At 72.9% G+C, this 8547-nt stretch carries 6 protein-coding genes and 2 pseudogenes; 2 read left to right on the plus strand and 6 right to left on the minus strand.

Annotated elements, in window-relative coordinates:
- Positions 1-877: pseudogene (locus J7E97_RS35200) on the plus strand (SulP family inorganic anion transporter); the annotation flags it as partial.
- 75 nt (positions 878-952) lie between these two features.
- Positions 953-2215 (plus strand): APC family permease, encoded by a 1263-nt coding sequence (locus J7E97_RS35205; RefSeq protein WP_308346950.1) that lies wholly within the window; start codon positions 953-955, stop codon positions 2213-2215.
- 126 nt (positions 2216-2341) lie between these two features.
- Here J7E97_RS35205 and J7E97_RS35210 read toward each other — a convergent pair whose 3' ends face one another.
- From J7E97_RS35210 to J7E97_RS35235, 6 genes and pseudogenes are all read right to left on the minus strand, one after another.
- Positions 2342-3349 carry a glycosyltransferase family 2 protein gene (locus tag J7E97_RS35210; protein ID WP_215035712.1) on the minus strand — a complete coding sequence of 336 codons (1008 nt, stop codon included), beginning with the start codon at positions 3347-3349 and terminating at the stop codon, positions 2342-2344.
- Between the two features lie 90 nt (positions 3350-3439).
- Positions 3440-3832, minus strand: coding sequence for a YccF domain-containing protein (locus tag J7E97_RS35215; protein WP_215035714.1), 393 nt, complete (start codon positions 3830-3832; stop codon positions 3440-3442).
- Entirely contained in the window at positions 3829-4692 is an 864-nt protein-coding gene (htpX, locus tag J7E97_RS35220; protein ID WP_215035716.1) for a zinc metalloprotease HtpX, read from the minus strand. The genes J7E97_RS35215 and htpX overlap by 4 nt, the downstream gene beginning before the upstream one ends.
- Before the next feature lie 263 nt (positions 4693-4955).
- Positions 4956-6539, minus strand: coding sequence for an NADH-quinone oxidoreductase subunit N (locus tag J7E97_RS35225; protein WP_215035718.1), 1584 nt, complete (start codon positions 6537-6539; stop codon positions 4956-4958).
- Complete coding sequence (locus J7E97_RS35230) at positions 6536-8104, minus strand: NuoM family protein (RefSeq protein WP_215035722.1); 1569 nt, start codon at positions 8102-8104, stop codon at positions 6536-6538. Before J7E97_RS35230 ends, J7E97_RS35225 begins: the two co-directional genes overlap by 4 nt.
- Before the next feature lie 38 nt (positions 8105-8142).
- A pseudogene (locus J7E97_RS35235) lies at positions 8143-8547 on the minus strand (NADH-quinone oxidoreductase subunit L); the annotation flags it as partial.

An 8547-nucleotide genomic window follows, 5' to 3' on the forward strand; every position in this document is an offset into this window, starting at 1 on the left:
CGCCGGGGGCGCTCGTCGGGGTGGCGGCCGCGACCGCCGCGGCCGCGCTGCTGCGGCTGCCGGTGGAGCGGTCCGGGTGACCGGGGTCCTCCACGCCGTGGCGCCGCCCGGCTGGGGGGGCTTCGGGGTGCCGGCCTCCGCGGGGGCCGTCGGGACCGTGATCGCGCTCGCACTGATCGCCTCCGCCGAGACGCTGTTCAGTGCGGCCGCCGTGGACCGGATGCACGACGGGGACCGGATCGACTACGAGCGCGAGCTGGTCGCCCAGAGCTTCGGCAACACCCTGTGCGGGCTGCTCGGCGCGCTGCCGATGACCGCCGTCATCGTCCGCAGCGCCGCCAACGTCGAGGCGGACGCCCCCACTCGGGCGGGCCGGTTCCTGCACGGCGGCCGGCTCCTGGTGTCCGCCGTGGCGCTGCCGGGGCTCCTGGAGGGCGTTCCGCTCGCGGCGCTGGCCGGGGTGTTGCTGCACGCGGGCTGGAAGCTGCTGCCGGCCCGGCAGGTGGCCGCCCTGTGACGGACGCACCGGGGCGAGGCGGTCGTGCTCGTGGCGACGGCCTCGGCGATCGTGGCCACGAACCTCTTCGAGGGGGTGCTCGTCGGACTGGGGCTCGCCATCGCCGAGCCAGCCTGGAAGACTTCCCACGTGCACCTCGAGCGGGTGTGGGAGGGCGAGGAGCTGCGCGTGCGGATCGTGGGCAACGCCAGCTTCCTGCGGCTGCCCAAGCTCCTCGACGAGCTGGACGCGCTGCCGCGCGGCGGCGCCGTGCGTCTCGACCTGAGCGGGCTGCGCCACCTCGACCACGCCTGCCTGACCGCCCTCGACGGCTGGGAACGGGACCGCACGCCGCTCCCCGGCCGGAAGGGTGTCATCTAGTGCTGTGGCCTGGAAGGTCTGCCGGGTCGCGACCCGGCGAACCTTTCCGGGCACCGGCCCGGATACCCTCCGGCCGTGAACAACGAGTTGAAGCGCACCCTGGGCGTCGGTGACGCGGTCGTCGTCGGACTCGGCGCGATGGTCGGGGCCGGGATCTTCGCCGCGCTCGCCCCGGCGGCGCGCGCGGCCGGCGGAGCGCTGCTCGCGGCGCTCGCCCTGGCGGCCGTGGTCGCCTATTGCAACGCGCACTCCTCGGCACGGCTGGCCGCCCGGTACCCGTCCTCGGGCGGCACCTACGTGTACGGGCGCGAGCGGCTCGGGCCCTTCTGGGGGCATCTGGCCGGCTGGGGCTTCGTGGTCGGCAAGACCGCCTCCTGTGCGGCGATGGCCCTCACGGTCGGGGCGTACGCCTGGCCCGGCCATCAGCGGGCGGTGGCCGTGGCGGCGGTGGTGGCACTGACCGCCGCGAGCTACGGCGGGGTGCAGAAGTCCGCCCGGATCTCCCGGGTGATCGTGGCGGCGGTACTGGCCGTGCTGACCGGGGTCGTGGTGGTCTGCCTGTCCAGCGGCGCGGCCGATGCCGACCGGCTCGGCGGCGGGGACTGGGGCGGATTCGGCCTGCTGCAGGGAGCCGGTCTGCTGTTCTTCGCCTTCGCGGGCTACGCCCGGATCACCACCCTGGGCGAGGAGGTGCGTGATCCGGAGCGCACGATCCCGCGCGCGGTGCCCCTGGCCCTGGGGATCGCCCTGCTCGTGTACGCCGCGGTCGCGGTGGCGGCGCTGTCGGTGCTCGGCTCCGACGCCCTGGCCCGGTCGGCGGCTCCGCTGGCCGACGCCGTGCGCGCGGCCGGGTGGCCCGGACTGGCTCCCGTCGTCCGGGTCGGTGCGGCCCTGGCGGCGCTGGGTTCGCTGCTGGCCCTCGTACTCGGGGTGTCGCGGACCACCCTGGCGATGGCCCGGGACGGCCATCTCCCGCGCGCGCTGGCCGCCGTACATCCCCGGCGCCGGGTTCCCCACCACGCCGAGCTGGCGGTGGGGGCCGTGGTGGCGGTGCTCGCGGCCACCACCGATCTGCGGGGCGCGATCGGCTTCTCCTCCTTCGGCGTCCTGGTCTATTACGCGATCGCGAACGCCTCCGCGTGGACTCTCGATTCAGGTGTCAAGGACCGGGCCGTGGCAGCGGCGGGGCTGTCCGGCTGCGTGGTGCTGGCCTGTGCGCTGCCCGCCTCCTCGGCGCTCACGGGAGCGGCCGTGCTGGCAATGGGCGCGGCGGCCTACGGCGTGCGCCGCAGGCTCACACCCGGGCCGCCCGGGGCACCCGGGGCACCCGGGGTATGAACCCGCGGCGGGTCGGCGGCGGATCTCCCTCGGCCGCGCGCGTGGCGGCCGGCTTCGACAGCTGTTCGTTCTCGTTCATGCACACACAGTGACATCCCCCACTGACAATCGCTCTGACCTGCGCTTTCAGCCGCTTTGCCGTCCGGCCTCCGGCCCCGGCCCCGGCTCCGTCCCCGCCTCCCGCGCAGAGTCGTACCCGACGAAGAAGGTGGGCCGGCGCTGTACCGCCGTGTAGATGCGGCCGATGTACTCGCCGAGCAGGCCGACGCAGATCAGCTGCACCCCGCCGAGGAAGAGCATCACGATGAACAGCGAGGTCCAGCCGGGTACGGTCTTGCCGCCCAGGTAGACCGCCAGGGTGGCGGCCACCATCAGCAGGCAGCCGAAGAAGCTGGCCACGCCCAGCCAGGTCGCCAGGCGCAGCGGCGCCGCGGAGAAGTTGATGACGCTGTCGACGCCGAGGCGGATCATCTTGCTCAGCGGGTACTTGGTGTCGCCCGCCACCCGCTCCTCGCGCTGGTAGGTGACCTGTCCGCTCGGGAAGCCCAGCCACGGCACCAGCAGCCGGTACACCTGGTGCTGGTCGGGCATGGACTTGACCGCCTCGACGGCCGCGCGGCTCAGCAGCCGGAAGTCCCCCGCCTGCGCGGGCACCTGCTTGCCGACCAGGCGGCGCACCAGCCAGTAGTACGCGCCGGCCGAGCGCCGCTTGAACCCGGTGTCGGTGCTCCGGTCGCCGCGCACCCCGTAGACGATGTCGAGTCGGTCCCGGCGGGCCAGGTCGAGCATCTCGGGGATCTTCTCCGGGGGGTCCTGGAGGTCCGCGTCGATGCTGGCCACGTAGGCGCCCCGGGCGCGGTGCAGTCCGGCGGTGAGGGCGGCCTGGTGGCCGGAGTTCCCGCGCAGCCGCAGGACGCGCAGCTCGGGCCACTCGGCCTGGAGCTCGGTGAGGAGCTGCGCGGTGCGGTCCTTGCTGCCGTCGTCGACGGCGACGACCTCGTAGGTGACGGCCATGGCGTCGAGCGCGGGGCGCAGCCTGGCCACGAGGGCCGGGAGCGCGTCCTCCTCGTTGTACATCGGCACGACGACCGAGAGGGTCGTGGAGGGCTCGGTCGTGGAGGGCTCAGTCGACATCGGTTCTTCCTTGCCCGTTGTGCGTGCCGCTCGTTCGCGTCATCGTCCGCAACCCGGAACTTTAATACGAGTGGACGAACCGACCACGGCTCAGCGCGAGGCGAACGGCGCGTCCGTGGGAACGATTTCGCGGCCCAGCGGCAGGAGCGAGAGCGGGACCATCTTGAAGTTCGCGATGCCGAACGGGATGCCGATGATCGTGACGCACAGCGCGATGCCGGTGGCGATGTGACCGAGGGCCAGCCACCAGCCCGCCAGGACGAGCCACAGCACGTTGCCGACGCAGGAAGCGGTGCCCGCGTCGCGGCGCTCCACGGCGGTGTAGCCGAAGGGCCACAGGGCGTACACGGCGATCCGGAAGGCCGCTATGCCGAAGGGGATCCCGATGATGGTGATGCAGAGGATGACGCCGGCCAGGCAGTAGCCCAGGAAGAGCCAGACTCCGCTGAGCACGAGCCAAATGAGGTTGAGGAGGGTCTTCACCGGCTGTGTCCTGCCATCTGTTCGAGCCGGGCGATGCGCTCGGCCATCGGGGGGTGCGTGGAAAACATTCTGGACAGTCCCTCCCCGGGGCGGAAGGGATTGGCGATCATCATGTGGCTCGCCGTCTCCAGCCTGGGCTCGGCCGGCAGCGGCAGCTGCTTGGTGCCGGCGTCCAGTTTGCGCAGGGCGCTGGCGAGGGCGAGCGGGTCGCCGGTGAGCTGGGCTCCGGAGGCGTCCGCCTCGTACTCGCGCGAGCGGCTGATGGCCAGCTGGATCACGGATGCGGCCAGCGGGCCCAGGATCATGATCAGCAGCATGCCGAAGAGCCCGGGGCCCTCGTCGTCGTTGGAGCGGCCGATCGGGATGAGCCAGGCGAAGTTGACCAGGAACATGATCACCGAGGCGAGGGCCCCCGCCACCGACGAGATGAGGATGTCGCGGTTGTAGACGTGGCTCAGCTCGTGGCCGATGACCCCGCGCAGTTCGCGCTCGTCCAGGATGCGCAGGATGCCCTCGGTGCAGCAGACCGCGGCATTGCGCGGATTGCGCCCGGTGGCGAAGGCGTTGGGGGCCTCGGTGGGCGAGATGTAGAGCCGGGGCATGGGCTGGCGCGCGGACGTCGAGAGCTCGCGCACCATGCGGTAGAGCCCGGGGGCCTCGAACTCGCTGACGGGGCGGGCGCGCATCGCGCGTAGAGCCAGCTTGTCGCTGTTCCAGTACGCGTAGGCGTTCGTCCCGAGGGCGACGAGGACGGCGACGATCAGGCCGGTCCGCCCGAAGAGGCTTCCGATGACGATGATGAGTGCCGACAGACCGCCGAGGAGTACGGCGGTCTTCAGCCCGTTGTGCCGGCGGTGCACGGTACGCCCTCCAAGTGGTGCGGCAGGGGGACCCGTCCAGGATCGGTGGATCTGAGGATCTGAGGGCCTACGGTCCAGTGGACCCTTCCTTCCTGGTCAACGCGAGGTGAGCGCCGCGGGTTCCCGCGCCGCCCCCGCCCGGCGCCCCGGCGGGCCGGGCCGCGGGGCCGGGCCGGGCGTTGGGCCGTACGGGTGACAGACGCGCGGACGGGGCCGGGCGGGACCCGGCGGGAGCCCCCGCGGACCTGCGGGAAGGGCGCCGCTCAGAGGGCGAACAGGCTGCCCGTCGCGAAGCGCAGCACCAACTGCGGGGCACCCGAGAGCACCAGGGCGGTGGCAGCGGTGAGCACGATGGCCGCGGTGACCGGCCACGGGGTGCCCGTACGGGGCCTCGCACCCTCCTCGGCGGCGCCGCGCTCGCCTTCCCGCCCGTCCTCGCCCCGCGGGGTGCGGAAGAGCAGGGCCGTCCAGCGCAGGTAGTAGTACAGCGCGACGACGACGTTGACGGCCATGACCACGGCGAGCCAGCCCAGTCCGGCGTCGACGGCGGACCGGAAGACGGTGACCTTCGCGAAGAGTCCGATGATGCCCGGCGGCAGACCGGCCAGGCAGAGCAGGAAGAAGGCCAGCGCGAGGGCGGCGAGCGGGCGCTCGGCGTACAGGCCGCGGTAGTCGGCGAGCCGGTGCAGGGGCTTCGTACGGGCCACCAGGGCGGCCACGGAGAAGGCGCCGAGGTTCACGGCCGCGTACATGAGGGCATAGGCGACGGTGGAGCCGATCTGGTCGCGGCCGGCGTACGCGGCGGCGGCGATCGGGACCAGCAGGTAGCCGGCCTGGCCGACCGAGGACCAGGCGAGCAGCCGTACGGCGCCGTTCGGGCGGTCGGCGGACTGGCGCAGCGCGGCGGCGTTTCCGAGCGTCATGGTGAGTGCGGCGAGGATGGCGAGGGCCGGGCCCCAGACCTCGGAGTACGCGGGGAAGGCGATCACGGTGACGAGGACGAGGCCGGTGAAGCCGACGGCCTTGCCGATCACCGAGAGGTACGCGGCGACGGGCAGGGGTGCGCCGACGTAGGTGTCCGGGACCCAGAAGTGGAAGGGGACGGCGGCGGTCTTGAAGGCGAAGCCGACGAGGGTGAGCGCGACGCCGGCCATGGCGAGGGTGTCGAGCTGTCCCGGGACGTGTTCGAGCCCCTCCGCGACCCGGCCGAGGTACAGGGAGCCGGTGGCGGCGTAGACGAAGCTGACGCCCATCAGCGATACGGCGGTGGCGGTGACGGAGGACAGGAAGAACTTGAGGGCGGCCTCGGAGGAGAGCCGGTCGCCGCGGCGCATGCCGACGAGGGCGAAGGCGGGCAGCGAGGCGACTTCGAGGGCGACGATCAGGGTGGCGAGGTCGCGGGAGGCCGGCAGCAGGGCCGCGCCGGCGGCGGAGGAGAGCAGCAGGAACCAGTACTCGCCGGCCGGGACGCGCGCCTCGCGGACGGTGGTGACCGACAGCAGGGCGGTGACCAGGGCGCCGGCCAGGACGAGGAACTGGACGACGAGCGCGAAGTGGTCGGCGGCGTAGCTGCACGCCGCGGGACCGGCCTCGGCGGGGCCGGCGAGGCAGAAGGTGCTGCGGTCGCCCGCGCGCAGGGGCAGCAGCAGGAGGGTCGCGGCGGCCAGTCCGGCCACGGAGATCCAGCCGAGCAGCTGCTTGCGGTGTTCCGGTACGAAGAGGTCCGCGACGAGCACGATCAGGCCGACGGCGGCGGCGGTGACCACGGGGGCGATGGCGAGCCAGTCGACCGACTGGACCAGGGTGGGGGCGTCGGCGGCGGTGACGAGGGACCGAAGGGCCGTCATGAGTTGCCTCCCGCGAGGAGCTTCTGGACGGCCGGGTCGGTGAGGCCGAGGAGGACCGCGGGCCACAGGCCCGCGAGGACGGTGAGGGCGACGAGCGGGGTCCAGGCGGCGAACTCGTAGTGCTGGATGTCCGCGAGGGCCGCCGGTGCGGCGCCTTCGGGGCGCGGGGCCTTCGGGTCGCCCATGCACACCCGCCGTACGACGATCAGAAGATAGGCGGCGGTGAGCAGCGTGCCGAACGCGCCGACGGCCGTGTACGTGAGGAACGCGGGCCGGGACAGGCCTTCGGCGGGGTCGAACGCGCCGAACAGGGCCAGCATTTCGCCCCAGAAGCCGGCCAGGCCGGGCAGGCCGAGGGAGGCGACGGCGGCGAAGGCGAGGAACGCGCCGAAGCGGGGGGCGCGGCCGTACAGGGCGGCGCCGGTGGCTCCGGCGAGGGTGTCGAGGTCGGCGGTGCCGTAACGGTCCTTGAGGGCGCCGACCAGGAAGAAGAGGAGGCCGGTGATCAGGCCGTGGGCGATGTTGGCGAAGAGCGCGCCGTTGACCCCGGTCGGGGTCATGGACGCGATGCCGAGCAGGACGAAGCCCATGTGGCCGACGGAGGAGTAGGCGATGAGGCGCTTGAGGTCGCCCTTGCTGCCCTTGCGGGCGAGCGCCAGGCAGGCCAGGGACCCGTAGACGATGCCGACGGCGGCGAAGGCGCCCAGGTACGGGGCGAAGGTGGCCATGCCGTCGGGGGTGACGGGCAGCAGGATGCGGACGAACCCGTAGGTGCCCATCTTCAGCAGTACGCCCGCGAGGAGGACGGATCCGACGGTGGGGGCGGCGGTGTGGGCGTCCGGGAGCCAGCTGTGCAGCGGCCACATCGGGGTCTTCACGGCGAGGCCGGTCCCGATGGCGAGGACGGCCAGGACCTGGGTGGTGTGGCTCAGTCCGCGGCCGTTGTCAGAGGCGAGTGCCACCATGTCGAAAGTGCCGCTTTTCAGTCCGATCAGCAGCAGACCGAGCAGCATGACGACGGAGCCGAGGAGGGTGTAGAGGATGAACTTCCAGGCGGCGGCCTGCCGTTGAGCACCGCCCCAGCGGGCGATGAGGAAGTACATCGGGATGAGGACCATCTCGAAGGCGAGGAAGAAGAGCAGCAGGTCGAGCACGGCGAAGGTGGCGAGGGTGCCGGACTCCAGGACCAGGAGCAGGGCGACGAAGCCCTTCGCGGAGGGGCCCGCGGGGAGCTTGAAGTAGCTGTAGAGCGCGCAGAGGAAGAACAGCAGCGCGGTCATCAGGAGGAGGGGGAGCGAGATGCCGTCGATGCCGAGGTGGATCCGGACGTTCAGCGCCTGGATCCAGCTGATGTCCGTCGTCGCCTGGAAGCGCGACGGGGCGTCGTGGTCGAAGCCCACGGCGAGCGCGATCGCGGCGGCGAGGATGACGCCGGTCACGGTCACGCCGTGGCGCAGCACGGCCTGTTCGGGGCTCTTGCCCTTCAGTCCGGGCGGGGCCGGCAGGAGGGCGGCGACCGCGCCGAGGAGCGGTCCGGCCACGACGAACGCCAGAAGGAACTGCATCACGGACGGGCTGATATCAATCACGGCTGACTCACGGCTCACGATCCGGCGTTGACGTTGGCGAGGACGGCGGTGGCGATCGCCAGGACCACGGCACCGGCGAGCAGGGCGCTCAGGTAGCTCTGCACGTTGCCGGTCTGGGCCCGGCGGACGAGGCCGCCGAGCAGCCGGGGGCCGAGGCCCGCGCCACGGACGTAGCTGTCCACCACCTCGCGGTCGAGGAAGCGTACGAGGGCCGCGGCGGCCCGTACGGGGCGTACGAAGACGCGGTCGTAGACGGCGTCGAGGTGGAAGCCGTCGGCGGCGTGGCGGTGCAGCGGGCCGAGCAGGGCGCGGCCGGGGTCGGCGGCGGGGCCGGCCGGAACGACGGGGTGGTCGTGGGTGACCTCGCCGACCTCGGGGGTCTCGGCGGCGGACGCGGCGGCGGCTACGGACGCGGGCAC

Source organism: Streptomyces sp. ISL-66, assembly GCF_018614135.1.
In the GTDB taxonomy this organism is placed as follows: Bacteria; Actinomycetota; Actinomycetes; order Streptomycetales; family Streptomycetaceae; genus Streptomyces.